This window comes from Nostoc sp., assembly GCF_036917675.1.
Classification (GTDB): Bacteria; Cyanobacteriota; Cyanobacteriia; order Cyanobacteriales; family Nostocaceae; genus Nostoc.
The window spans coordinates 44,005-68,630 of record NZ_JBALCT010000061.1 but is presented as its reverse complement, the minus strand read 5'-3'; the positions used below and the strand labels follow the sequence as shown (position 1 = coordinate 68,630).

Annotated in this window: 23 protein-coding genes; 10 read left to right on the top strand and 13 right to left on the bottom strand. The window is 41.5% G+C overall.

Annotated elements, in window-relative coordinates:
- Positions 1-4: 4 nt before the first annotated feature.
- From V7K31_RS23120 to groL, 3 genes are all read right to left on the bottom strand, one after another.
- Complete coding sequence (locus tag V7K31_RS23120; RefSeq protein WP_335097119.1) at positions 5-700, bottom strand: hypothetical protein; 696 nt, start codon at positions 698-700, stop codon at positions 5-7.
- 69 nt (positions 701-769) lie between these two features.
- Positions 770-1,912: a magnesium/cobalt transporter CorA gene (gene corA, locus V7K31_RS23115; protein WP_335097117.1), complete on the bottom strand. Its 1,143-nt coding sequence runs from the start codon at positions 1,910-1,912 to the stop codon at positions 770-772.
- A gap of 179 nt (positions 1,913-2,091) precedes the next feature.
- The gene (groL, locus tag V7K31_RS23110) at positions 2,092-3,768 is read right to left on the bottom strand and encodes a chaperonin GroEL (RefSeq protein WP_335097115.1); all 1,677 of its coding nucleotides are present in this window, start codon (positions 3,766-3,768) and stop codon (positions 2,092-2,094) included.
- 157 nt (positions 3,769-3,925) lie between these two features.
- Between groL and V7K31_RS23105 the strand changes: the two genes are divergently transcribed.
- From V7K31_RS23105 to V7K31_RS23095, 3 genes are all read left to right on the top strand, one after another.
- Positions 3,926-5,008: an MraY family glycosyltransferase gene (locus tag V7K31_RS23105; protein WP_335097113.1), complete on the top strand. Its 1,083-nt coding sequence runs from the start codon at positions 3,926-3,928 to the stop codon at positions 5,006-5,008.
- Positions 5,009-5,440: 432 nt separating this feature from the next.
- Entirely contained in the window at positions 5,441-6,082 is a 642-nt protein-coding gene (locus tag V7K31_RS23100; RefSeq protein WP_335097111.1) for a hypothetical protein, read from the top strand.
- 12 nt (positions 6,083-6,094) lie between these two features.
- Positions 6,095-6,475 carry a mCpol domain-containing protein gene (locus tag V7K31_RS23095; RefSeq protein ID WP_335097109.1) on the top strand — a complete coding sequence of 127 codons (381 nt, stop codon included), beginning with the start codon at positions 6,095-6,097 and terminating at the stop codon, positions 6,473-6,475.
- Between the two features lie 221 nt (positions 6,476-6,696).
- Here V7K31_RS23095 and V7K31_RS23090 read toward each other — a convergent pair whose 3' ends face one another.
- The 3 genes from V7K31_RS23090 to fabG all read right to left on the bottom strand — a co-directional run bounded on the left by V7K31_RS23090 (position 6,697) and on the right by fabG (position 10,318).
- Positions 6,697-7,971, bottom strand: coding sequence for a nucleotide-binding domain-containing protein (locus V7K31_RS23090; protein WP_335097108.1), 1,275 nt, complete (start codon positions 7,969-7,971; stop codon positions 6,697-6,699).
- Positions 7,972-7,975: 4 nt separating this feature from the next.
- Positions 7,976-8,998: a CBASS cGAMP-activated phospholipase gene (locus V7K31_RS23085; RefSeq protein WP_335097106.1), complete on the bottom strand. Its 1,023-nt coding sequence runs from the start codon at positions 8,996-8,998 to the stop codon at positions 7,976-7,978.
- Between the two features lie 573 nt (positions 8,999-9,571).
- Positions 9,572-10,318, bottom strand: coding sequence for a 3-oxoacyl-[acyl-carrier-protein] reductase (fabG, locus tag V7K31_RS23080; protein WP_335097105.1), 747 nt, complete (start codon positions 10,316-10,318; stop codon positions 9,572-9,574).
- 392 nt (positions 10,319-10,710) lie between these two features.
- Here fabG and trxA point away from each other — a divergent pair, with 392 nt between their 5' ends.
- Positions 10,711-11,028, top strand: coding sequence for a thioredoxin (gene trxA / locus V7K31_RS23075; RefSeq protein ID WP_335097104.1), 318 nt, complete (start codon positions 10,711-10,713; stop codon positions 11,026-11,028).
- A gap of 238 nt (positions 11,029-11,266) precedes the next feature.
- Positions 11,267-11,431, top strand: coding sequence for a hypothetical protein (locus V7K31_RS23070; protein ID WP_335097102.1), 165 nt, complete (start codon positions 11,267-11,269; stop codon positions 11,429-11,431).
- Positions 11,432-11,690: 259 nt separating this feature from the next.
- Here the strand turns inward: V7K31_RS23070 and V7K31_RS23065 are convergent, their stop codons facing one another.
- Entirely contained in the window at positions 11,691-12,116 is a 426-nt protein-coding gene (locus tag V7K31_RS23065; RefSeq protein WP_335097100.1) for a hypothetical protein, read from the bottom strand.
- 606 nt (positions 12,117-12,722) lie between these two features.
- Between V7K31_RS23065 and V7K31_RS23060 the strand changes: the two genes are divergently transcribed.
- Complete coding sequence (locus tag V7K31_RS23060; RefSeq protein ID WP_335097099.1) at positions 12,723-13,379, top strand: DUF2301 domain-containing membrane protein; 657 nt, start codon at positions 12,723-12,725, stop codon at positions 13,377-13,379.
- Complete coding sequence (locus V7K31_RS23055) at positions 13,379-14,068, top strand: YdcF family protein (RefSeq protein ID WP_335097098.1); 690 nt, start codon at positions 13,379-13,381, stop codon at positions 14,066-14,068. The genes V7K31_RS23060 and V7K31_RS23055 overlap by 1 nt, the downstream gene beginning before the upstream one ends.
- Positions 14,069-14,277: 209 nt before the next feature.
- On the opposite strand, the gene V7K31_RS23050 is transcribed toward V7K31_RS23055, so the two are convergent.
- Complete coding sequence (locus tag V7K31_RS23050; RefSeq protein ID WP_335097096.1) at positions 14,278-15,462, bottom strand: alpha/beta hydrolase; 1,185 nt, start codon at positions 15,460-15,462, stop codon at positions 14,278-14,280.
- A 579-nt stretch (positions 15,463-16,041) separates the two neighbouring features.
- Here V7K31_RS23050 and dprA point away from each other — a divergent pair.
- Entirely contained in the window at positions 16,042-17,160 is a 1,119-nt protein-coding gene (dprA, locus tag V7K31_RS23045; RefSeq protein ID WP_335097094.1) for a DNA-processing protein DprA, read from the top strand.
- Positions 17,161-17,483: 323 nt separating this feature from the next.
- Here dprA and V7K31_RS23040 read toward each other — a convergent pair whose 3' ends face one another.
- The 4 genes from V7K31_RS23040 to V7K31_RS23025 all read right to left on the bottom strand — a co-directional run bounded on the left by V7K31_RS23040 (position 17,484) and on the right by V7K31_RS23025 (position 20,866).
- Positions 17,484-19,046 (bottom strand): serine hydrolase, encoded by a 1,563-nt coding sequence (locus V7K31_RS23040; RefSeq protein ID WP_335097092.1) that lies wholly within the window; start codon positions 19,044-19,046, stop codon positions 17,484-17,486.
- A gap of 170 nt (positions 19,047-19,216) precedes the next feature.
- Entirely contained in the window at positions 19,217-19,957 is a 741-nt protein-coding gene (locus tag V7K31_RS23035; protein ID WP_335097091.1) for an RNA methyltransferase, read from the bottom strand.
- A 606-nt stretch (positions 19,958-20,563) separates the two neighbouring features.
- On the bottom strand, positions 20,564-20,686 hold the full coding sequence (locus V7K31_RS23030) for a hypothetical protein (protein ID WP_335097089.1): 123 nt from the start codon (positions 20,684-20,686) through the stop codon (positions 20,564-20,566).
- Between the two features lie 18 nt (positions 20,687-20,704).
- On the bottom strand, positions 20,705-20,866 hold the full coding sequence (locus tag V7K31_RS23025; RefSeq protein WP_335097088.1) for a hypothetical protein: 162 nt from the start codon (positions 20,864-20,866) through the stop codon (positions 20,705-20,707).
- A 194-nt stretch (positions 20,867-21,060) separates the two neighbouring features.
- Between V7K31_RS23025 and V7K31_RS23020 the strand changes: the two genes are divergently transcribed.
- Positions 21,061-21,510: a hypothetical protein gene (locus tag V7K31_RS23020; protein ID WP_335097087.1), complete on the top strand. Its 450-nt coding sequence runs from the start codon at positions 21,061-21,063 to the stop codon at positions 21,508-21,510.
- Between the two features lie 181 nt (positions 21,511-21,691).
- On the opposite strand, the gene V7K31_RS23015 is transcribed toward V7K31_RS23020, so the two are convergent.
- A complete protein-coding gene (locus V7K31_RS23015; protein ID WP_335097086.1) occupies positions 21,692-21,910 on the bottom strand; it encodes a hypothetical protein in 219 nt (72 codons plus the stop codon).
- A gap of 485 nt (positions 21,911-22,395) precedes the next feature.
- Between V7K31_RS23015 and dxs the strand changes: the two genes are divergently transcribed.
- Complete coding sequence (dxs, locus tag V7K31_RS23010; protein WP_335097085.1) at positions 22,396-24,303, top strand: 1-deoxy-D-xylulose-5-phosphate synthase; 1,908 nt, start codon at positions 22,396-22,398, stop codon at positions 24,301-24,303.
- Positions 24,304-24,626: the final 323 nt, after the last annotated feature.

Genomic DNA, 24,626 nt, shown 5'->3' with positions numbered 1-24,626 from the left:
GGGATTACTTTTTTTTATTCCAAGGTAGAGCGTAAGTCCAAGGTAGTTTCCTGACTGTGAAAGGACAATTGATAATGCTAATGTCAGGAAAATCACGACCTGGAGCTAAACCTAAACGCACCTCAGATATCCGTAGCACCAGTTGCAGGGAAAAATCCAACTCCTTTCTTCTGTTAATAAAGTCGTTGTATAACTTTTTTTGCCCTTTTTGCAGTCCGTTGATATCAATTAGTGGTTTTTTTGCTAAATAGGTTCCAGTTACTTGATCGCGCTCGAAAACATCTTCTGCTGTCACCGTTTCAGAAAGTGTTTTCTTGGGGGCAATCAGGCTAGGACTTTGGGGTACTGCTAAATCGCGGGTTAAGTCTGGTGATTTCCGAATCACGCGGCGCGATTGCTTGCTATGTTCAACTACCAAAGAGCTATTGTCCCAGTCAACGTATACGGCAATATTTTCAGATTTATTTTCAATGCCAATTCCTAAATCTTTCAAATCGTCAATTGGGTATGAGGATTTGAGTCTAAAGGAAATCCCAATTTTATCGTCGAGATTTTGTTCTTTAAGTTGCTCGTCAACGATTCCTTTTTTAAACTCAAATTTAATTTGGTCGTCAATGGATTCAACCATGCGGTTAAAAACATAGGAGACACCGATAATATAAATCGTCAAAACTATTAAATTCTGGTCGCTACTCCTCATAACTCAGCATCTCAACTCCCAGTGTTAATGAATATAATATATATTCGACTCATCGCTCATCTGCAATTTTTAATTGCGCTTGACTATTACAGAATTTTGCAGCCAGCCTCGTTGCCAAAAAAAGAATAGTAAAGCCAGTGCGATCGCAGCCATTACTGCCAAACAAATTGGGTAGCCCCAATACCAATTCAATTCAGGCATATTATATGGCGATTTTTCAGTGCTGAAATTCATCCCATATATTCCTGCTACAAAAGTCAGTGGAATAAAAATTGTTGAAACTATCGTTAGTACCTTCATAATTTCATTCATTTTGTTGCTCACTGCCGAAAGGTACACATCCATTAATCCAGATGCTAGTTCTCGATAAGTTTCCACCATATCCATTACTTGTACCGTATGGTCATAACAATCTCGCAGGTAGATTCGCACTTCTTCACTAATGAGTTCACTACCATCTCGAATTAAGGAATTAATTGCATCCCTCTGTGGCCAGATAGCACGACGTAGTTGCAGTAATTCTCGCCTAATTTGATAAATATTTTGTAGTGTTTGTGGGGTTGGTTTAACTATTACCTCCTCCTCTAGCTCTTCGATTCGCTCCCCATAAAGCTCCAGCACTGGGAAAAAGCCATCAATAATCGCATCTAACACAGCGTAAGCTAAATAATCCGCTCCCTGTTTACGAATGATACCTTTATTTTTTTCAATTCGCGATCGCACCGCTTCAAAACAATCATGCTCTGGTTCCTCTTGTACTGTCAGCAAATAATTTTTCCCTAATATTAAACTCACTTGCTCACTATAAAAACCACATGTTCTTTCCTTTGCTACTACCATACGGCTAATGAATAGCAATTGGTCTTCATAATCCTCTGTTTTGGGACGCTCCGGTACATTAACTACATCTTCTAAAACTAGAGGATGTAACTTAAAAACTTTACCCAATCGTTGTAATATGTCTTGACTGCCTAAACCTTGTACGTCTACCCAAGAAACCGATTCCATCTCCAGATATGGGACACACTCCTCTGGAGTTGCTATTTGTTCACGGGTAAAATTAGTTTGGTTATAGTCAATCAAGAAAATTATCGGTGGTGGAGCATCTGCATCAATAATAATGGTTCCTGGTAGAGTCCCTGGTTGGTGATAGAACTCATTTTCATCCGATCTAGTTGCTATTTTGGGGAGGCGGCGCAGTTTTCGGGTCATTAAATATTACCTAATAGTCAATTGTCATTTGTCATTTGTCATTTGTCATTTGTCAGTGCTAAAAACAACTGACTAGGGCAACTAACAACTTACACGTAATTTTACAAAATTTAATATAAAAAACAGTTTGCCTTGGGAAGACAAACTGCTAAAAAAATATTTATCTGGATCAGCAGAAGTTAGAACATGCCGCCCATGCCGCCCATGCCGCCCATGCCGCCCATGCCGCCCATGCCGCCCATACCGCCCATATCAGGCGCAGCAGCAGCGGATTTCTTCTCCGGCTTTTCAACAATGATCGCTTCGGTGGTTAAGACCAAACCAGCAATGGAACCAGCGTTTTGCAAAGCTGAACGCACTACTTTGGCAGGGTCGATAATGCCAGCAGCGATCAAGTCTTCAAATTCCCCGGTAGCAGCATTGTAGCCAATGTTAAAGTCGCTATCTCGGACTTGAGAGACAATAACAGAACCTTCAGCACCGGCGTTGTCTGCTATTTGGCGCAAGGGAGCTTCTAGCGCTCGTCCGACAATATCAGCCCCAATTTTTTCTTCTTCATCTTGCAGACTGTTTTTAATCGCTTCTACCGTCTTAGCTAAGTGAATTAAGGTCGTCCCACCACCAGGAACAATACCTTCTTCCACGGCGGCTTTAGTAGCGTTCAGTGCGTCTTCAATTCGCAGTTTGCGGTCTTTGAGTTCGGTTTCGGTTGCCGCACCCACTTTAATCACTGCCACACCGCCAGCGAGCTTGGCGATGCGTTCTTGCAGTTTTTCTTGATCGTATTCAGAATCGGTTTCTTCCAACTGTCGGCGAATTTGAGCAATTCGCTTTTGTACCTCTGGCTTGGTGACACTGCCAGCTACAATTGTGGTGGTTTCTTTGTCAATGGTGATTTTGCGGGCAGTTCCCAGCGCTTCTAGAGCAGCAGTATCCAAGCTTAAGCCAATTTCTTCAGAAATCAACTGTCCATCGGTGAGAATAGCAATATCTTCTAACAAAGCTTTGCGGCGATCGCCAAACCCAGGCGCTTTAATCGCAGCCACAGCCAATACACCCCGCGCTTTATTCACCACCAGAGTTGCCAAAGCATCACCTTCGACATCTTCAGCGATAATTAGCAAGGGCTGACCAGAACGGGCGACTTTTTCCAAAATCGGCACTAAATCCTGGATGCTGCTGATTTTTTTGTCAGTAACCAAGATCCGGGCGTTTTCAAATTCGACTATTTGTCGCTCGTTGTTGGTGACGAAATAGGGGGAAATATAGCCCCTGTCAATCTGCATGCCCTCAACTACTTCTAGTTCGGTGGTTAGGGATTTGGATTCTTCAACGGTAATTACACCATCTTTGGTGACTTTTTCCATTGCTTCGGCTAACATTTGGCCAACTTCTTCATCGTTACCAGCAGAGACAGTGGCAACTTGAGCGATCGCACTTCCTTCTACTGGCTTGGCTACCCTAGCAATTTCTTTTACCAGTGCCTCAATGGTTTTATCGATCCCGCGCTTCAAACTAACTGGGTTACTACCCGCCGCGACGTTCTTCAAACCTTCCCGAATCAAGGCTTGTGCTAGAACTGTGGCGGTGGTGGTGCCATCTCCAGCAACATCTTTAGTTTTTGATGCTACTTCCTGCATGAGTCTTGCACCAGTATTTTCCAAAGGATCTTCTAATTCAATTTCCTTGGCAACAGTGATACCATCGTTGACAATTTGAGGTGCGCCAAATTTTTTCTCTAAAAGGACATTGCGACCTTTTGGCCCCAAGGTGATTTTTACGGCATCGGCAAGGGCGTTAACACCCCTTTCTAGAGCTCGCCGCGATTCCTCGTTAAATGCAATAATTTTCGCCATGTTTTATTTCTCCAGCGCTTCCATTAGACAATTTAGCACTCACACGTCAAGAGTGCTAATCTCCCAAGCCGCTCAAATTATAAATGGAAATAAAAAAATTGATTAATATACAGGTGATGCTCATATTAGATACTGGCAGTAATGCTTGAATTGGGAGATGAATCTAGAGAACTCCCTTAAGTCCCTTGGTATTGCCGACCCTCACGGCACCGGCTGGTTGGCGGTAGTATTTACATTCCTCTTGGCTTGGGTTGTAACTTGGCGTTTAATTCCGACAGTACGCAAATTCGCCTTGCGGGTAGGTTGGGCTGACCAACCCAACGCTCGGCGACTCAACCGAGAACCTTTACCCAATGCAGGGGGGCTGGCTATCTACGCGGGTGTAATTGCCGCGCTGGTATTAGCTAGCCTTTTACGACCGATCGAACTCCAAAACGTATTGGCTCAGGTACTCACTATTTTGTTGGGGGGTTCGATATTAGTCCTTGTGGGCTTTATCGATGATCAGTTCGGTTTACCGCCCTCTGTTCGATTGTGGGCGCAAATTGTCACGGCACTGTTGCTGGTAGCTAATGGCATCAGCGTCAAAGTCCTGTTTGGCACCCCCATCGACTCGCTGCTGTCCATGTTGCTAACAGTGCTGTGGGTAGTAGGGATTACCAACGCCATCAACTTGATGGATGGTATGGATGGCTTGGCAGGAGGAATCAGCTTTATTACCGCGATGAGTTTGTTGGCTGTTGCAGCCCAATTTAATAATCGTGCAGCAGCAATCTTGGTACTTGCAGCCTTGGGAGGTGCTGCACTGGGCTTTTTGCGCCATAACTTTCATCCGTCACGAATTATTATGGGTGATGCCGGAGCATACTTTTTCGGCTATGTACTGGCAGCAACCAGTATTTTAGGCAAACTGCAACAAAACACACTTTATGCGCTAATTCCTACGGTTTTATTTCTGTTGTTACCAGTCCTAGACACCACTCAAGTATTTGTGCGGCGGTTACTAGCAGGAAATAACCCTCTGAGTACTCCTGGCAAAGACCACCTGCACCACCGCTTACTTGCTTGGGGACTCTCCCAGCGCAATGCTGCGTTCATACTTTGGTCAATTACCTTAGTTTTCAACTTGCTGGCCATGAGAATACAAGGTATGAGTTTGGCTGTGATGTTGGCTACCGCCAGTAGCATTATCATTCTTTTGGCCTTTACTATCTGGCAAAGGATACGTCAACAGCCCTAGTTGCTTGTAGGGTGGGCATTGCAATGCTAGCCCTACTATGATTTATTCTCTGTATGGAAGAGATATCTACGACGGGCTATTCGATGATGCACAATTGTACCTTGACCAGTTCACAAAAAATTCAAGCTTGAGTTAAATTGTCTTACAACCAAGTGTACAGTGACTTACTATTTGTCATCAGTGACATACTACTGTCTTAAATGACAAATTATTGTCATTTCTGATGAACTACTTATATTTTGGAATGATCACAAATTTATCACTTGCTAAGAAAATGGCATTCACTCTACCACTGGGTATAGTATAGTGTTAACTTTAATGAATCTGTGCCTTTTAAAAGGCTAGTGATACAATGCTTATTTCAAGGACAGCAATTTGTCTCGACGACATTTAATTAGTAACTGTACAACTAAAAATCGAGGCTACTCTGTTATGAATGAAATAGAAATTAAAAAGCTTATAACTATAACAGTTGTTTCATCAATCATTGTATCGAGTGTCTTAATAATTTTATTTAGTGTAAATATTTTATCCTTTGAAATTTTTAGAATTTTTAGTATGACTATTACTTTCTTGACTCTATATTGGGCTTTCTATTTCAAATGGGGTTGGAAAATGCCAGTTTTAAATAAAATATTTGATAGACCCAATCTAAATGGAACATGGATCGGTACATATAACTCAGAGGATAATAACAAAAATAAGTATTTTGGAAAAATTGTGCTAACAATAAGGCAGTCTTTTTTATTCATTCACTTCATCTCGATTACTGATAAATTTGTTTCTTATTCATCGAGTGAAACATTATTGAATAATGAAAATAAAGGTCTTAAACAAGTTACTTATTTCTATTCACAAAAGAGGCTTAAATCAGATGAAGAAAATATTCCACAAGGGGCATCAGAGTTGTCAATTATAGGTGACGATAAAGAGAAACTATTATATGGTGATTTTTGGACAAATAGACCTACTAAGGGGTTTATAAAGCTAAAATTTGTATCTAGCAATTGTGTAGAATCTTATCAAGAAGCAGAGAAAAAGTGGTGTAACGAAGAGCAATGGATGATAGATTAGAGGGAACCGATAATGATGTATATAATCTTAGATGGAGACGATATTGGACTAAAAATAGAGAAAAGTTTTATGGAAAATGACGAAGTTAGCCTTAAGAAAATCAATGAGGATATCAAAAAAATTGTAGATTTTATTTCAATTTATTTAGTACAAGAAAGATTTGAAATAATATTTAGTGGAGCTGATGGTATTATTTGTAAAGGTCATGAAGTTAATATTAAAAATCTATCTGATTTTGTAAAGAAAGAGTGTTTACCTTATACTTTTTCAATTGGTATTGGAGATACTCTGAAAAGTTCATTTTTAGCTTTAAGATATGCTAAATCGATCAGTAAAAATGTTACCGTATTTTATAGTATTAAAAGTGATGAATTTAAAATACTACGTTTTTAAAAAGGTTATTTGATAGTTATTACTATACTTCATTTTAATTGCACAACTGGCGTTATATAGAACTAACTTAATCCAATTTACAGCATTTTATGACAGATCCTGCTATCAATCTAATTCGAGTTTTAATTTGGCTTTAACAGACTCTACTCATTGCTTAACTAGCTCGTTCAGTTTAGATATTTTCGGAATTTGCCAAGGGTATTCGTTTCTCGGCAGCCACCCTACTCTGGAAATTTAATCGGCACATCAATTCTAGACCGTGCCACACAAATATTATCTTTAATAATATAACATTCCACAAAATGCGCTCCGTGAAAAAGACTTGATTCGTTTTTTTGATGATTTCCACTATCATTTAGAATTTGACCTCGAATTTGATCTCTTCTGGTTGCTTCTTCTCCAACATTACGAACCTTCCATTTGACTTGAAATGGCTTTGGTACATTACAGTCAACAATATAAAATTTTAGGCTTTTACCTCTAAGCAAAGGTAATCTACTTGAAATCATTTCAATTAACGAATGAGGTCTAAAGCCTTGTTGTGAAACGAGGCAATCTATCTTCAATTCATATCGAATATCGATACTAAAACGATTTTCAATGAATTCTTCAGTATTTGCATAAGACTCAAAGGGAAATCTGCCTTCGCCAAAGTGACGCTGCCAAGCTTCACAGGCATCTTTCTGGTTTGTCTTCTCATCTAAGGCTTTCTCAGCAGATTGAATGAAACTGCCAAGCTGCCCTAAAAAGTAATCCTTGTTAGTTTTGCTGTAATCCTTCAGCAGGTTTTCATAGGCAGGAGTTGTCGGCCGATAGCATACAAAATTCTGTTCTAGGGTACTCTTGATGTTGAGTAGAGTTTTATAAAAGGCTATGTCATCTCGTTCATCAAAAACAATATTATTAGCCGCTAAAATTGAAAAAATTAATCCACTCGGCAAGTGGCCTTTCCTGTAATCACTCCAGGCTTTTAGATAACGCACAATTCGCTTTAGTTGACCGTCATTGTCAGCTTTATTATTAAACCATTTGATGAATTCTCTAGGGTCGCTTTTAATGAATCCTTTACCCTTATGAGCTAGATATGGAGTTTGCCCTTCAATGATGTAGTAAATGGGCAGATCAAGGTGATATTCTCCGGCATAAACAAGTCTGACACAGGTTTGCTTGTCAATAGGCTTTTGTGTCGTATGCCCATCTACGGCTTCCCAAATCCATTGGTGTAATGTGCTAACGCTCTGAATTGGTTGTACTTCTACTTTGAAATAAATACCATCATCAATGTCAAACTCTCCATCAAGCGGCTCTATGATAGTATTCATCATCAATGAACCCTGCCCGTGAAACTTTGGAAAAAAGCCATTCTGCTTATTCTGAAAGTACCGCCTGATTCTCTCACGAACAGCATTACGGGATACACGTAATGTCTCTTTTTGCTTAGACTTAAAAGCAATTAAAGTGTTGAACTTCAGGAACAATTTATGACAGTTTGCCACGTGATCACCTGATAATATATCGTTTACGTTCTTTGAAGAACTCAGCAATTTCTGGTTTCCTACCCCAAAACAACGCCTGATCTGTGCCCATCTGTGATATTAACTGCAATGCCTCACTGGAAGTGTTATCGAGGTTAATAATTTGTGCCTGCTGTGGAGATAAAGGAGCACCAGGAATACGAACATAATCAAACGGGGAGTCGCAGTAGTGCGCTAGAGTGTCCACAAAGTAACCCGTAACATAAGCCTGTCCCTCAAAAAACGTAGTGATTAGATCGTTGTTCCAGTCGATAACCGAACGATGATGTTTAGCAACAAACCGCCTACCAGGATTTGGCTCCAGAGAACCAATAGACATCACCATTAGCTTCTGAAATCTTTTGCCGTTGCCAACGAAGTACCGAAGTGCCTCCATTACCCCAACTAAAGTTGGATTGTTGGCATAAACTCCTCCATCAATAAACTGTTTGTGCTCGGAAGTATCGATGGTAACAATCGGCAGGTACGCAGGTGCAGCACTTGTTGCAAGAGCTATGTCAACGTATCTTGTTTTGCCATCCCTACGTAGATTGCCTTCATTATGGTCGTATTTAAAAATGAAGGGTCTACCATCAGTTAAAGAAAACGCGGGCATACACAACAAACAGCGAGAGTCTGCAAGGGTTCGCTCTCCAAACATTTCTTCCAATGCTTTCCTCAATTCGCTGTTATCATACTTGCTTCGTAGGAAAACCTGTTTAAGCGAACTTAGAAAACTATTTCGCTGGGGGAAAATTTGTTTGCCTCGTCTGTAGTATAAGTTGCTGATCAGTCCGACAGGGATATCTAGGGACAGCCCTAGTGCAATCAAGCCTCCTGTTGAAGTGCCACAAATCAAGTCAAAATAATCAGCGATGTGACAGTTAAATCTATCCTCGAAATGTTCTAGGATTCTGGCTGAATACAGCCCTTTAATTCCCCCTCCGTCTATCGATAGAACTTTGAATGTTTGTGACTCTGGAGTAGAAGGCGAAGGAGAGTGAATCATATTTGGTTGCTTGTTTAGAAGAGAAGAAATGCTAAATGCTTGATCTAGCCTGCCTCTAAAATGAATTAGAGAAGCTACTCATATACTTGAAAGAGCATATTTGCCGAGGCTTAATCGTCAACCTCTAAGTGTAGTCTTATACATAGCGTACAGCCTTAGACTTTAATGCTACATCTTGTAACTTCTGAAATTTTAGCGCTTCACTAAGTATATACGTAGCAATTTCATAGTAGTGATAACCGTACACGCAAGGTGGTAAAGTATGCACCTTTTTTGAGTTGGCGAAAATATGAATTGTCGAAAATATGAATTGTCGAAAAAACGCATTGCTAACAATTTGTATTGTTGCCAATGACTTGGCAAACAGCCTCTAAGAAAATGGCATTCATTCTGCCACTGCATATAGTGTTAACTTTGATGACTCTATGCTTTTCAAAAGCCTAGTGATACAATGCTTATTTCAAGGACAGCAATTTGTCACGACGACATTTAATTAGTCACTGTATAACAAGGGTGCGTTAGCCATAGGCTAACGCACGCTACCAAAATTACTAACTCCTAACTCAGCACTCTTTAAGCCATCACCATACCACCATCAACGTTAAATACTTGTCCAGTGATGTAGCTTGCGGCGGGATCGGCGGCGAGAAAGCGCACCATCCCAGCGACTTCTTCGGGCTGACCAAAGCGACCGAGGGGGATGTATTTGAGAATTTCTTCGGGGTTGTTGAGATTGCTGGTCATGTCGGTGGCGATGAATCCAGGGGCGACGGCGTTAACGGTGATGCCGCGAGTAGCCAGCTCTTTGGCAACGCTTTTGGTGAAGCCGATTACACCTGCTTTGGCGGCGCTGTAATTTGATTGACCTGGGTTGCCGATTTGCCCAGCAACGGAGGTAATATTAATAATTCGTCCCGATCGCTGTTTGAGCATGATTTTACTGACGGCGCGTGTACATAAGAAAACACCAGTTAGGTTAAGGTCTATCACAGCTTGCCAATCTTCTGGCTTCAAACGCAAAAGCAGCGTGTCGCGGGTAATACCTGCGTTGTTAACTAAGATATCCACACGGCTGAACTTTTCGATGACGGCGTTAACTAGTGCGTCTACTTGATCAATTTTAGAAACGTCTGCTTGGATAGCGATCGCCTGACCTCCGGCTGCGATAATTTCTGCAACTACTGCCTCAGCTGCTGCACTAGAACTGGCATAATTGACAACTGCGATCGCTCCTTGTGTGGCTAATTCAATTGCGATCGCTCGCCCAATTCCTCGTGATCCACCTGTAACAATTACGACTTTATCTTGTAATAGTGTCATTTAATGTTCCTCAATCTGAAAAATACCGCGCTAATTATCTTATGGTGATTTAGGGAACATCTGATATTGTCTGGATAAAATCTAACTCTTACGGGGTGACAATCTTGCTGGCATGATGCAAATTAGATAGCTAATAGATAATAATAGTCAGTTATCTTATGAACAATACCCTATAAAAATAATAACAGAATAGGTTGAAATATATATCTAATGCCTATGCACAAAAGACAAGAATATACGTATTTTATTATAATTATTTAAGATTTTTGGCTGGTAAATCAGTCTATATTCACTCATCTAATATTTTCCCAACAAAAACCTATAAACCTATACCGATTTTATTTTATAAGAATTACTATTGAAACAAACAATTGAAAATCGGTGTGTGTCATATGGCAACTAAAAAGCAATTTAACAGCTTTGAAGAGATGCTGTCTGCTTCTGATGTACCTGTATTAGTAGATTTTTATGCTGACTGGTGTGGTCCTTGTCAGATGATGGTGCCAATTTTAGAGCAAGTCAATGCCCAACTTAAGGATCGCCTACGGATTGTCAAAATCGATACAGAAAAATACGCGGATTTGGCCACTCAGTATAAAATTGCCTCTCTCCCAACCTTAGTACTATTTAAGCAAGGTCAGCCTGTGGATCGGATAGAGGGAGTGATGCAAGCACCGCAGTTGGTGCAATATCTACAAACAAAGGTTTAAGCTAACACTGAGAATTTGGATTTTAGCTGCCAGAGGCGCGAAATATCGCGTCTTTTTTAGTGCGGTAGCACAGCTTGTAGCTCTACAAATCACTGTGTTTCGACTTCGCTCAACACAAGTGTAAAATCTTAAGGAAATGTTAAGCACATCTACTTATACGTCTAGAGAAAGTAGTTTAGAAATTGAGACGGCTATATTGTATAGATATTACAAAATATCTTGACAAGTAAAGCAAGTTATGAATAATAAGCAGGAAAGACCTGACAAATCTTATATTTGGGTAAATATTGATTTTGATAAAGTTCAACATAGAATAAATGCGGTGACTTGCCAGATTGAGCGGGTTATACAAAAGTACGAATTTTCAAATCAAACTGATAACCCAGGCAAAAGAAACAATTAATTTATCTGTGAGGCGATGCCTACGATGGACTATGCGGCATCGGACTTTATTTTTAGTTTAGCGTAGGCGTAGCCCAAGCTAGACATCGCACCAGTTTTGCACACTACATCTTACTCCATATATTTCTCTTATTGAGATATTTCAATAAGACTTCTGTCCAAGAATTCAATCCCACCAATAGGAAATAATCACCGCATCACAATCCTGGTGAACATCTTCACCCCATAGCGCCCCTTCCAATCTAGTTCTCAGTCGGCGCTTAAGCCGCAAACCGATATTCTTCATTCGTGCCATCACTTACCTCTACTGAGTCAGCTGGCCACTTTTTGCCCAAATCTAAAAGCTCAGACACTTTTGTGTCTTGGTTCTCTATCAGGATGTATAGCGTATCGGCAGGATAAGCGATGAAATGGATGATGCTGGTTTCAGGCATGGGACGATAGTTTGCCATTGCAAGCAGGGTATCAACCATACCACCAAAGCTTAAACCGTTTTCATCTGGTGCAAAAATTGGTTTGGTGAACAGAAAGCTTGCCCATAAATTCCTGTGGTTGGAAAGTTCAGTAATCACTTCTTCGCCATCAAACTCATTGAACCGACACCGACGCTGCCAAACCAAGGCTGCAAAGAGTTCTTGAGCAGAATAGGATTGAGCAATCGATTGAATTTTGGCTAAGTCAAGCATCGCGTTTACGGGAAGTAGTATTTTTAACAAAACATTTGTAACTACCCTTGCAGTTTATTTACCCAGTGGCTGCTATTCTTATAGTTACTTCGGTCTGTCATAGCAGATAGATTATCCTCGATAATGATTTTTATTTATTAGCGCTCATATACCTCGTGGTAATGTGGGTGCTTTTACTTTATCCCCTGATCGCAAAAACTGTTCGGTTCTACGAATTCTTCTCTACGAGAGGCTGCGCCAACGAGACGGTTTGCGAAGGCAAAGGGTCAAATTGTACAGTTTGTCTAGTGGCGATCGATCGCTATCGACTTACAGCTATTTTCAGGTAAATAGATCACGCGGTAAGGGCACAGCATTGCTGTGCCCTTACGACAGATGTGGTTCAAATACTTGAATTCTGCTGTAAGTGGAAATCATTCTGTAATGCGATCGCATATCCTCCATAAAGAGCGATATTTGACGACAAACCGAGCAAGCTTCTACACTTTTGCAAAAGAATTTAGAGATTGTCACACTAAGTTCATCTGATTGCCGATAATAGTAAAAGTAACCCTTCAGCAATTTACCGTTGTACTCTATTAGTAAATCCTAACTATATTTGTAACCATGACTACGCAAACACTACATCCACCAGAAGTTTATCAAGGTCAGTTTGGAGAATTTACAATTACTCAGAGCGATCGCACTGGCGTAATTATCTACCGCGCTGGGTTAATGGTAGCAGCACTGAGCTTTGCCATAGGTAGCGCTTTAGTTTTGCTCAACAATAACCCGACTGTTTTTACCGCACTTACACCTCTATATGCTTGTTTTAGTCTTGCTCTTGGTGTAAGTTTATTTACTATTCATATCTACATGGCATCAATGCACCGAATGTTGCAAGTTTTTTGGGCGATCGGTACTATAGCATCAGTGATTCTGGCAATCTCTAGTAGTAAACCTTTGGCTCTGACTATTTACAATCAGCCTCTTACCTTATTTGGAGTTGGTTTTATCTTCGTTGCTTTGACAGGTATTTATTTTAAAGAGGCTTTTTGTTTCAATCGCCTGGAAACTAAAGTATTAACCGTAATAGTACCGCTACTATTATTAGGACATTTAGTGCGAGTTTTACCAACTCAGGGGGAAAGTGTTTTATTAGGAATTTGGGCGACGTTATTTTTGGTGTTTGCGCTGCGAAAGACAGTGCAAGCAATTCCTGCTGATATTGGAGATAAGTCTGTCTTCACCTACTTGAAAGAGCAACGTTTAGCTAAGGTTTAATGCAGACCAAAAATCGCCGGCGTCAAAATTTTCCGAAGATAAAACTAATAAAACGCCAAGAAATGTGGACACTTACGGCTCAGGGGTGGGCGATTGCGATCGCTTTGATCGCTTATTTGATATTTTTCACTATTACTCATATACACTCTTTTCTCGCCGTAACTTCCCCGATCAAATCAGCAGAAGTATTAGTTGTGGAAGGATGGCTACCAGATTACGCTATAGAAGAAGCATTGACTGAATTTAAAAACGGTTCTTATCGTCAAATAATTAGTACCGGAGGTACATTAGGAAAAGGAAGTTATCTGACTGGATACAATAACTTTGCAGATGTGTCAGTCGCCACCTTTATCAAACTCGGTTTAGAAGCAGAAAAAGTGGTAGCTGTTCCAACACCTTTTGTGGTTAAGGATCGTAGTTATGCATCTGCTGCTGAATTTTATCGCTGGCTATCCAATTCCAATTTACAGGTAGAATCAATTAATCTTTTTTCTTTGGATGTTCATACCCGTAGAAGTTGGCTAATTTTCAAAAAATTACTGAATCCTGATATCAAAGTTGGTGTGATTGCTGCCAAAACGCAAGATTACGATCCAGAGAAATGGTGGGGTTCTAGCCAAGGTGTACGGACAATTCTTGATGAAGCGATCGCTTATATTTATGCTCGGTTTTTGAACTGGAAAGACTAAAGGTGATAATTCGTAATTCGTAATTTCCAGATATCCGACTTCTCAAATAAGTTGGGTATCTATCTACAGAGCGTTTTATGTTTAATTAGATTGACCTAAGTAGGTAGGCGTAATTAAATATAAGATCAAATCTCACCCTCAATCCCTCTCCATGAGTTCGCAGAGGGAAGCCGGAGGCAGGGTGAGGTTTTATATTTAATTTGACCCACTTACTTACCCAGGATTTGTAATAATGCTTGTCGATAAATTTTTAGACCCTCTGCATTCAAATGGTCGCCATCACTGGTCAAATTTTCTTTGAGAACATTATTTTCATACAAGGGTGCTAGTCCTGCGCCTGCAACTGGCACTTTTTCGGTTTCAGCAACTCGATTAATCAGAACATTAATTTGCTCAACTTTAGGAAGTGGGGCTGATACAGTTGGATCTAAGCTTGCTGCAACTGTTGAATAAAAAGCCGGAATCAGAAAAATCTCTTTATTTCCCATTGTGCGGATAAGTGCGATCGCCTCTTGCAGGTTTTTGCTAAATAATTCATCACTAATTCCATACCAAGCATCATTTCCACCTATGGCAATAATCGCTTTTTCACATTTCACCTTGGTAGGAATTAAACTTTTAAGTTGTTCTAGTAATGAGATTGTACTCAGACCATTTAACCCAAAATTAAAATTACCACTCCCAAGGGTATTACCAAGTTCAGCTGAAATAGAATCGCCAAATAAACAACCTGAGAACTGTTTACCTTGGGTAGCAAGTATCTGATATTGTAGTGCAATTTGCCCTAAAGGTGAAGAACTTACATTGTCTTTTGGAGGTGCATCAGCAGAACTAGAAGATGAATTTGCCATGCTGACTAGCTTCTGAATTTTTGACACGTCAACAACTAGTTGATTACTAGGATAGGCTTCTAGAAAGCTGATTAGTCCTAGACCTTCTGGTGATTTTGCTCCTAAGATAATCGCAGATCGTAGCGCTTGTATACTGCCTTGATCAGGACGGGCGATCGCGGAGCGTGTCGGAAAGACAGTCCCTTGGGAAGCAAAAGATAAAATTTGCTTGCCCATTCCTGTATTTATCACCTTATCTAAAGCCGCAATATCAAGAGGCATTTTCACCTGAAGAGTATCTCGGAACTTCTGTTTATCCTTAGCGCTGAAATAACCTAAGAAAGATTGCAGATCGGCAGAAACCTTTTCCGTCTCGGCATAGTTGCGTATATCTGCCACTGGGAGCGATTGCTCAAACAATCCATACCTGAAAACAATCTTTTCGGCAGCCAAACTCGGCAACAAACCAAAGACACTATGCAGCAGTAAAAATATTAAGCACCCAGATAGGCATATTAAAAGACGATAGAAATATTTCATCACAGAAGATAGTCGAATAGTCACGTCGCTTCGCTCCGAATTCAAAATTCAAAATTAACAATCCCTATAAATAAATTTAGTTTTTCTGTATCCTTTTCTTTGTCGGTCAATAGTCAATAGTCAATGGTCAAGAGACAATAGTCAAGAGTTAAGAGTCAATATTTAATAGTAAAAGGCTCAATTTTCAACCCCAAAGGCTCAACTTCCATGTTTTGCAGCAGAATTCAAGTATTTGAACCACATCTGTCGTAGTAGCACAGCAATGCTCATAGGTGTCAACTTAACGTGAAAGCCTTTCTAGAAGCAGCTTTTGTAGATTATCTCGTTCCCAGTCGAAGACTGGGAATGCCTAATGTGAGGCTCCGCCTCAAGACTGGCGGCAGAGCCGCAATTGATTTGCATTTCTAGCCTCTGGCTAGAAACGAGGTTTTAAAAGGGTTTGCTCTTAAGTTGACACCAATGAGCAATGCTGTGCCCTTACTGCGTGGTCTATTTACCTGAAAATAGCTGTAAGAAACTTTGTCATCTCCTCCACTCCCCCTTTATATCAACAACCAGCCCTAATTTGGGAATACTCAATCCAATAGGCGTGAGGATGAAACCGTGGTAGAAGAAGGAGCATATTGGCTAGCTTGGACGCAAATTTCTGGAATTGGCCCGGTATTACTGCGACGGCTGCAACAGCATTTTGGTACACTGGCAACGGCTTGGAACGCTACCAAGATACAGTTAGGAGAAGTAGAGGGTTTTGGTTTTCAGACATTAGAAAAAGTAGTACAACAGCGATCGCGTTTGCACCCAGAACAACTATTCATCAAGCACCAGCAGGAAAATTCCCATTTCTGGACACCAGCAGATGCCGATTATCCCCGCTTATTGCTGGAAACTCCAAGTCCGCCACCGATTTTATACTATCGCGGTGAAGTCGAACTCCAAGAAAATCTCGGACAAAAACCGATGGTTGGGATTGTCGGAACACGCCAACCCTCAGAATACGGCATCCGTTGGACTCGCCAAATTAGTACAGCTTTGGCTAAAAATGGCTTTACAGTTGTTTCTGGGATGGCAGAGGGAATTGACACAGAAAGCCACATCGCCGCCATGAAAGCAGGTGGACGCACGATCGCAGTTTTAGGAACTGGTGTAGATGTCATCTATCCACATAAAAATCGGGATCTCTACAAGCAAATTTTGACGGCTGGGTTAGTCGTGAGTGAGTACCCCACAAAAACCCCACCCGATCGCACGCACTTTCCCCGTCGCAACCGAATTATTGCAGGTTTAAGCCGCGCCATCCTGGTAATGGAAGCGCCGATAAAATCTGGTGCTTTAATTACAGCTACCTACGCAAATGAATTTGGTAGAGATGTCTATGCACTACCTGGAAGACTGGACGATCATCCATCCCAAGGGTGTTTAAAGTTACTGAGTCAGGGAGCAACTTTCATTCTTAAGGAAGTAGACGAACTATTAACCATGCTAGGAGCAATACCACAAATTGATGGAGTTGAGGCTTCCACAGCACCAGAACAGTTAACTTTACCAACTTTATCGCCAGAATTGCAAACGGTAATGAATGCGTTCGCAAGTGATCCTTTATCCTTCGATTTTATTGTCCAACAAACCGGCCAGGCTGCTGGCTCGGTTTCCGGTGCCTTGTTACAGTTGGAACTTATGGGTTTAATTTCGCAACTGCCAGGGATGCGGTATCAAAAAAGTTAAAAGCATGGTCTAATTGGCAATTAAAAAATTATTTTATGCAATTTACAGTTTATCGAATAGCTTAAAGAAACCTCACCCTGGTTATGCTACGCAAAACCTGTCCCTCTCCTTATTAAGGAGAGGGATTAAAGTCAGGACTCTTTGAGGTTTTTGTGTAATTCGACGACTTGTGTGTACACGGTAGCGCTCTTCGAGAGGGGACTTTTGCAAAAGGTCTAATCATCTAAAACCTGAGTACGAATAGATTAAACAGAAAGGTATTTGTCGAATAATTAATTTCTGCAAATGTCTAATGCAAAAATGCAAAATTCAAAAATCCCAAATTATCTTGGGGGGTAATATTGCGGATTCATAACTGGAGATTGATAACCGTTTTCCGGTACAGTTCCTCCCATACTGTTGGGTACAGGATTCACAACAGGGGGCTGATAACCATTCATCGGTAGAGTACCTGTGGTACTGTTGGGTACAGGACTCACAACAGGGGGCTGATAACCATTTGCGGGTATAGTGCTTGTGGTACTGTTGGGTGTAACAGCATTTTGGCTAAACTCTTGGTAGGCAGCACGAGAAATTGAGCTAATCAGTTTTTCGGCGCGAGGGTCGTTATTAGGGCGTTGTACCATCACAGCAGCTATATAACGCTTGCCAGTTGGAACAACTATTAAACCTGCATCTGCCAACATTGTGCCAATATCACCCGTTTTGTGGTATACTCTCGCGCCTGTTCCCAAACCCGATGGTAGCAGAGTGTCTTTCTGAGTGCGACGCAAGATATCGAGCATGAGATCGCGTGATGGCATACTCACCAAATTTCCCTGACTCACAATCGCCATCAAATTCCCCAATTCCCTCGAACTAGTGGTGTTTGTCCCTTGCAAATCTGGGAGTTGATTACGAATGATTGTGTTTGTCAATCCCCAAGTGCGGAAACGCTGGTTTAAAGCATCGATTCCTCCCAATCGGGCAATCAACATATTTGTCGCTGTGTTGTCGCTGATGGTAATCATTTGAGTGGCGACTTCTAAAGCAGCGTACTTGGTTCCGGCTGGTTTATATTGCAGAGTTCCCGAACCGCCAGCTACCATATCCTGTTGCATGGTGAGCATTTCATCTAGGCGAATTTTCCCTGCATCCACATCCTGGAAAAAGGCAATTAGAACCGGCAGTTTAATTGTGCTAGCCGCTGGAAAACTGGTTGAGCCATTGACATCTACATAATTACCAGTATCTAAATCTACTAAGAAAACTCCGGCTGTAAGATTTGGGTTGCTGTCCACCAAATTTTGCACGGCATTTTTCAAAGGGATAATTTCCTGGGATAGGTATAGGCTGGAAACTGCGGCTGGGGGAGTTTGAGTAGGTTGTGGCTGCGATCGCACCACATTACTATTAGATTGTGGCGTCGAATTTGTACTGATGCGATTAGCCGGGTCTAATACTGACAACACCGTGCCCACAATTGCACCCATCCCAACACCCACAATCAACAACCGCACAATATATAGTATTGTTTTGGCCATTGGCTTTAACCGCGTTTTGTGCGATGATCGCCGGACTCTTTTTGGCTTTTCCATCTGCACTGATTTGACCATCACAGCACCTGGTCGAAAGGGAGGAATTTTCCCCTTCACAGTAGGTATTGGTTTTACAGCCGATGGCATAACTAACCCCGATTTTACCCGACGTGTAGCACCAGGGATTGGGGAAGGACTGATTTGATTTTTTGGGCGTGTTAGCGCCGCTTGCCGTCCATTCGCACCTTGCTGCTGGCTGTTAGCTTTAACTTTCTTCTTTACCACTTTTTGAACTTTTTGTGGACGCTGGCGGCGATTTAAGGGTTGACGCCGCGAGAAAGCTGTTAGTTCGTCACTTGACTCTGACACAGTTACTCCTTGTGACCCACTTGACTGTTTTCTTGCAGACTCCTGACCCAAAACTTAATCTTTAAGCAATATTAATACTTAAATTCTACTTTGCCGCTATGTAGCATTTTTGTGTTTAGTTTAAGCCTAATTATTTTGGGGGGATGATTGCGTATATATTAAACGAATAATTACAAGTTTTCACCATCCCTCTGGTTTTTAATCGCCCATTCTACCTGCTGCAAAATCCCTCGCAGCATGGCTACTTCCCCTGTTTTCAGGTAAACGCGATTATACAGTTGGCGAAATTTTTCCATGCGACTAGCTGCCGTATGCGGATATACATAACCAATTTTCAATAATAGTGATTCTAATTGCTGGTAATATGCTTCCACAACATCTATTGGTGCAAGTTCAGTTTGGGGTTGGGTCTGAGTATTAAGTTGTTTTACAGATTGTGACAATTCATAACAACAGATTGCCACAGCAGTAGCCAAATTCAGGATTAGATAATCTTGACTTGTGGGAATGCAAACAAACCTCTGAGCATAATTTAATTCTTCATTGCTTAATCCCCGATCTTCTCTGCCAAAAATAAGTGCTGTGGGTTTTTCTGGTTCTTCCAGTAACCAGGGTAGTGCAGTCCGGGGGTTTTCTAAAGGTGTTTGCAAACTCCGAAAGCGACCAGTGGTAGCGATCGCCCTGACACATCCATGCAATGCTTCTGGTAAGGTCGGCACTAATACCGCAGATTCTAAAATTTCCGTAGCATGAACAGCCATCATCAAAGCTTCCGACGATAGCGGATCGCATTGGGGATTTACTAATACTAAATGATCTAGCCCGAAATTTTTCATTACCCTGGCGATCGCCCCGATATTTATCGGCCCAGCTGGTTCTACCAACACAATTCTTAATCCAGCCAAGCCCATTTTTTGCCTCCTGCGATCGTACTAATAATACTTATATTATGTCCGTTTGATTGCTCATTAAACCTGAAGAACCCCAAAGAGCCAAAGCTGTGCTTTGTCTCCTCTCCCGAAGAGCTCTTAGGGGTTGGGGGTGGGGTTCTTTTATTATGGGTAATTTGGCGGACATGATATTACAGGCTAATTTTCAGCATTGTGATTCTGCTGAAGAGTTTCCTTGAAATCATTTTAGCTGTGTAAGTGAATGCCTGCGTCAGGTCTGAACAGTTCAGCGCAATCTGTACCGTTCAGTTAGTCGTTCGTCGCTATTTATTTGTAGCAATCTAATTGTTGTAGGTCCGGTAGGCGTTAATCCATTGGTGTCAAGTTAAGGCATTAGCCCAGATGTCAAGAGAGCGAGCAGCCCTTCATCGGTGACGTTGACGGACGGCTTTAACTAAGTACACTTCACCGTAAAAGGGGTTTGGAAATATTGAGACTTGATGTTGGGTTTCACTTCCCTACGCGACGCTAGGCGAACGTTCTACCCAACCTACGAATGATTAAATTCCATACCCTTTTTATCGTGTTCTGTACTTAGTTGCAAAATCCAGGATCATGCCTTGATGATTAAACAACCCAAATTGAAGAGCCATTTACATGTTGAATATGTGCGATCGCAATGTGCAGTTGATCAGTCCCGCCGCTGCTAGCGATCGCCTGTGAATCAAGGGCGAATTGAGAAACTAGCACAGCAATGGCAAAAAGCAGTCACCAACCATGCACCCGACCAGTTTTAAACCTATCTTCGGGCAGCATAACCCGCGTCATATTGTAAGGCGACACTATGAATTGCTGCGCCATAACGCTTACCACGCGAACGGCAAGGCTACCTGTTGCGATCGCAACAGCCATTAACTCAACAGCGATCACTCATGCCCAAAAGCTCTAAACTGTTTAATTTGCTCCTTGATTACCAGAAAAAAATCTTTACTCAAAATTCAATCTATCAAAATAGTGAATTCCTATAACAACTTCTGACGCAAAAACCTCTATCTAGGGATCGATATGGCTAATAAGCAAAATGAAGTAAAACTAGTATACTAAATCACATGAGATTGTATTCTATGAAACTGAATTATTTTACAAAACAGTTTTCCACGGTAAAACGCTGGATGGCTACGACACTGTTTTGTATGTTAGCGATCGCTTTTGTTTGGCAAGGCGCATTTTTCTCGAACACCTCAGCAATGGCTGATCCCAGTCCAGCCTTGATTGCATCCAAAGACGCGGGCGATCAAGTTCAAGAAAAAGCCAGTGAAGATGCTGGACGAGCCAAAAATTTCATCCAAGATACGGCAGATAAAGTTAAGCAAACTGCCAAGAACAATGCCAATAAAGTTGACCAAGCAACGGATGACAATGGTAGTTTTGCTGAACGCAAAGCCAAGAGAGATGCGGCTACAATTGAGAAAAGAGCAGACGAAGATTCGGCTCGGACTAAAAAAGCAGTAGACAAGACAAAGAATGCTGTTGAACGCACTGTTGATAGCATCAAGGATGCTTTTAGCAAGTAGAAAAAACATCTACTGAAAATGAGGTAGGCACAATTCATGAATTGTGCCTAGCAAAGACTTAGCGCAACGCAAAATTAATTTCTGGAGATGGCTATTGCTAATACCAGAAAATTTCTTTTTGGTCAACAAACAGTAGGGTTTAACTACGCTTCCGAATTAAAGTTAGCCCATCCGCGATCGCTTAGTTTTCCAATTGATAGGACGGGTTTTCGGGCGATAGAAGCGTCGTTTGGACGTGAGCCTGACAGAATTTTGCTAACATTTCAGCTACCGAATTTTGGGTTGTAATCGCTCTGTCTTCACTGTTTTCTCCGAAAGCATCAATATTCATTACAATCGCTTGAGTTGTTTCTGTAATCCGGGTTTTATGTCCATTGCGCCAATTCCAGCGACGACACATTACTTCCCCTGACTCACCAGCAACATAAATGATTTCCCCGACATCAGGATTTTCAATGGTTTCTGGTAGTCCTATCGGCGTAAAATGTTCATTGCCATTGCTATAACGCAGTTCTAAGAGAGATGCTGAAAATATAGTTAGAAATGAGATATTTAATTTTCTTTTGTACTAACTTTAAAAGGCAAAACTGAGTAATCTGCTTAGGGAACTTCCGCAAATTGCTCCTGAAAAACTTGTTTTTATATACGAGCTACAGGCTAGATTTAGGTATTATTACTTATTGACAAATGTGTTATATGTTTAACTGATTGTAACTTCATTTGACGAAGTGTTAATGGGTAACAAATTTTTCACCATTATTAATTACGAAGTTATACTTTCCACTACAACTTAGTAACAATGTAAGAGTTTGAATCTGTGGACAACCCGACCGTGGGAAAATCAAAATACCGAAAACGTGAAATTAGAGAGGAAAACCTTATAATATGCATTTGAGCGAAATCACCCATCCTAATCAGTTGCACGGTTTATCTGTTCGCCAACTGCAACAGATTGCCCGTCAGATTCGAGATAAGCATCTCCAAACGGTAGCAGTTAACGGTGGACACTTGGGGCCAGGGTTGGGTGTTGTGGAATTAACACTAGGACTTTACCAGACACTGGACTTAGATCGGGATAAAGTGATTTGGGATGTAGGACACCAGGCTTATCCTCACAAACTGCTGACAGGACGCTATGATCGCTTCCACACCCTCAGACAAAAAGACGGAGTTGCGGGTTATCTTAAACGCGGTGAAAATAAGTTCGACCACTTTGGGGCTGGACATGCTTCTACAAGTATTTCAGCCGCATTGGGCATGGCTTTAGCGCGAGACTTAAAAGGAGAAAAATTTAAAGCCGTTGCTGTGATTGGCGATGGGGCGCTGACTGGGGGTATGGCTTTAGAAGCCATCAACCATGCTGGACATATGCCAAAAACTAACGTGTTGGTTGTTCTCAACGACAACGATATGTCTATATCTCGCAACGTCGGCGCGATTCCCCGCTATCTCAACAAAATGCGCCTCAGCCAACCGGTGCAATTTATTAAAGATAATCTTGAGGAACAACTTAAGCAAATTCCCTTCGTTGGCGAATCTTTATCTCCCGAACTTGGGCGCATCAAAGAAGGTATGAAGCGCTTGGCTGTTCCCAAGGTAGGTGCAGTTTTTGAAGAACTCGGCTTTACCTACATTGGGCCAGTGGATGGGCATAATCTCGAAGAATTAATTGCCACTTTCCAACAGGCACATCAGATAGCAGGCCCAGTTTTGGTACACGTAGCAACAGTCAAGGGCAAAGGCTATGAAATTGCCGAACTAGATCAAGTTGGCTACCACGCCCAAAGCCCTTTTAACGTAGCAACTGGCAAAGCTATTCCTTCCAGTAAACCCAAACCCCCGGCTTATGCCAAAGTCTTTTCTCACACTCTGGTAAAACTTGCCGAACAAAACCCAAAAATCATCGGGATCACTGCGGCGATGGCAACGGGGACAGGTTTAGATAAACTGCAAGCAAAATTGCCCAATCAATATATTGATGTCGGCATTGCTGAACAACACGCAATCACTTTAGCAGCAGGACTTGCAACTCAAGGGATGCGCCCCGTAGCCGTTATTTATTCTACCTTTCTGCAACGCGCCTATGACCAGATAATTCATGATGTCTGCATCCAAAACTTGCCAGTATTCTTCTGCCTGGATCGGGCAGGAATTGTCGGTGCTGATGGACCCACCCACCAAGGTATGTATGACATTGCCTATCTGCGTTGCATTCCCAACATGGTAATGATGGCACCCAAGGACGAAGCAGAACTGCAAAGCATGATCGTAACTGGTGTTAACCATACCAGTGGACCGATCGCAATGCGTTATCCTCGTGGCAATGGCTACGGTGTCCCTCTGATGGAAGAAGGTTGGGAACCTCTGGAAATCGGCAAAGGCGAAATTCTCCGCACTGGCGATGATGTGTTAATCGTCGCCTATGGCACAATGGTTTATCCAGGAATGCAAGCTGCTGAAATTCTCAGCGAACACGGCATTGAAGCAACTGTAATTAATGCCCGTTTCGTTAAACCTTTGGATACCGAGTTGATTTTGCCTTTGGCTAAGAGAATCGGCCGCGTTATCACCTTGGAGGAAGGTTGTATCATGGGTGGCTTTGGTAGTGCGATCGCTGAAGCTTTACTAGATGCAGATATTCTCGTTCCTGTCAAGCGATTCGGTGTACCAGATGTGTTAGTAGATCATGCTGAACCCAATGAATCTAAGACAGAACTAGGTTTAACTAGTCATCAAATAGCAGAGAGAGTTTTAGAAGCTTTCTTTAAACGGCAACTATCTACTGTTGTTTAGCTAATTCTTTGTAGAATAAATCGCCCACACTTGTGATTCAGGTGTGGGCGATCGCTACATCAAATTTAGGAAAATTTTCCTACTTAACTACCTTCACCAATCGCAATAAAATTAAAAGCGGATTTTTCTTTCGTAATTACCAGCAATCACACCATTTTGTCATTGCTTCACTTCAAACAATAGACAATATTTTGAGCCAAGATTTATCCTCATACAAATTTTCCCAGTACCCAGTACAATCAGCGTTGCTGATTTAAAATATGAATTAGCCTCACGCAAAGATGCAAAGAAAAAGAAGCCTATTTATAGTTAATAATTCGTGT